Source organism: Moraxella sp., assembly GCF_024227015.1.
GTDB lineage: Bacteria > Pseudomonadota > Gammaproteobacteria > Pseudomonadales > Moraxellaceae > Moraxella.
In genome coordinates, this window is record NZ_JAAELD010000166.1 from 1 (window position 1) to 2,058 (window position 2,058).

Genomic DNA, 2,058 nt, shown 5'->3' on the forward strand with positions numbered 1-2,058 from the left:
AAGCCTGAGACTAAAGCGCCTACTAAAGCAGGCGAGCATAAAGTGGCATCGGGCGATAGCTTGGTTCGTCTGTCGCGCCAATATGGCGTGCCTGTATCAGCATTGGCTGAGGCGAATAATATGGGGCGTAATGATGCCTTAGTATTGGGTCGCACCATTAAGATCCCATCACAATCTCAAGTCGCACGTCTAGAGCGCGATGCTGCCGCACGTGAAAATAAAAAACAAGCGAATACCAAACAAGAAAAAAAAGAGCAACCAAAAACTGACAACAAAACTCAAGACAAGAGTGACAATAAATCTAATGACACCAAAAAATCCACAGGCGCAACATACAGCGTTCAAGTGGCGCTATCACCAGATAAAGAAAAAGTGGATGAGATCGTCAAGAAATACCGCGCTGCTGGCTATTCGGTCAGCACTAGCCAAACCAGCCGCGGCACACGCGTACTGATCGGTTCCGCCAAATCTTATGACGAGGCGAACAGCCTAAGACAAAAAATGGCTCAAGATTCTCGTGTGGATTCCAATGGTGCATGGGTTAAAAAGATGGAGCAGTGATTTTTATACCACAACATCCAAAACATGATTGCCAAATAAATAAAGGTGCGGTACAATCCGCATCTTTATTTATTTAAGTGTTTGATTTTATTGTGTTTTGGATGATTAATGAGTGAGATTTTAATTGCGATAGTGGCTGTGATCGTGCTTTTGGTGATCTTTTGGCAAAAAAAGCCCAAAGAAAAAGCCATAAAAGGGGATGAGCTTGCGATTTGGCCATTTGAGCCGATGCCAATCATGACTGATAGCGAGGTTCAATTTTTTAAGAAATTACAGCTTGCCTTGCCAGAATATACGGTTTTTAGCCAAGTTCAGTTGTCGCGTATCATTGAGCCGAGCGAAGAAGCGGGGCGAGATCGTCAATTTTGGTTTAACCGCGTATGTCGACAGAGTGTGGATTTTGTCTTGATTGATCAAAATATGCAGACGGTGCTGGCCGCCATTGAGCTTGATGACTGGACTCATGAGAGTGCAGCACGCCAAAAGCAAGACGCCAAAAAAGACAAAGCGCTTGCCAGTGCAGGCATTCCCATCATTCGGTTCCATGCCGAGAAGATGCCAAGTATTGAGATGCTGCGTTTTGATGTACTGGATATGTTAAGAAAATTTGGCTGATTGATGGCCGGTTTTGTAATTGTATGAATTAAAAACGCACCTGATTTAGGTGCGTTTTTGTATTATAGCTTAATCTTGATGTATTATTTTTGCTTATAAGCTTTATGGCATGAACCGCAGCTTTCGCCCACTTTGCCAAAGGCTGCTTGTACATCCTCTACTGACGTTGCTGATGCTGCAGCAGCAGATAATTCTGAAGCTGCCACATTGAATTGTTCGGCTTGAGCTTTAAAGTCTTCAGCGTCTGTCCAGACGGTATCTTGAGAACCGCCTTTATTAGCTTCATTACCAAAGTGAGTCCATGCGTCGCTGGTGCTATTAGCGATTAGATCGGCTTGCTCTTTGAAAGTGGCTGCATCGAAAGTGTCAGGTTTTTCTAGCATGCCTTTCATGATGTCGCTAGATGCACGCCAGTCTTGCATGATGTCTTGGCGAGCTTTCACATCTTCAGTGGTGGCGGTTTTGCTGCTGCATGCGCCTAAGGTTAGTGTGGCGGCTGTAATAAGAGCTAAGGTTGTTGCGAATTTATGTTTCATGGCTTCCTCAATAAGGTGGCTGATTAAATTAATTATTCCATCTTGGAATGTGTCATCCCTGTAGGTATGGAATTTGGTTGTTTTTAGAATATACCACACAACATCGCCATACTCAACAACTGTTACAATCCACGAGTAAATTCTAAAACTTTTGTAACTTTTATAAAATTTGTATCAAGATAAATTGTTATAATTTTGCATGTTACCAAACAACTTGGATTTGATATTGGTAAGTATTGGAGTAAGCGATGGTTCTTTGTTGTATTTAAATCATCTATGCGATGTGAAGTTGGTTACAAGTTTGATTGGAGTTGCTCCTAAAAAAATTCTAAGTCATCTATGCGAT

At 42.3% G+C, this 2,058-nt stretch carries 3 protein-coding genes; 2 read left to right on the plus strand and 1 reads right to left on the minus strand.

Annotation, left to right across the window (positions count from 1 at the left end):
- Together GY683_RS03885 and GY683_RS03890 are read left to right on the plus strand one after the other, a co-directional pair.
- Nucleotides 1-561: LysM peptidoglycan-binding domain-containing protein (locus GY683_RS03885; protein WP_297287500.1), on the plus strand; the 561-nt coding region annotated here is incomplete at its 5' end.
- A gap of 108 nt (nucleotides 562-669) precedes the next feature.
- Nucleotides 670-1,176: a DUF2726 domain-containing protein gene (locus GY683_RS03890; RefSeq protein WP_297287501.1), complete on the plus strand. Its 507-nt coding sequence runs from the start codon at nucleotides 670-672 to the stop codon at nucleotides 1,174-1,176.
- A gap of 83 nt (nucleotides 1,177-1,259) precedes the next feature.
- Here the strand turns inward: GY683_RS03890 and GY683_RS03895 are convergent, their stop codons facing one another.
- A complete protein-coding gene (locus GY683_RS03895; protein WP_297287502.1) occupies nucleotides 1,260-1,712 on the minus strand; it encodes a cytochrome c in 453 nt (150 codons plus the stop codon).
- Nucleotides 1,713-2,058: the final 346 nt, after the last annotated feature.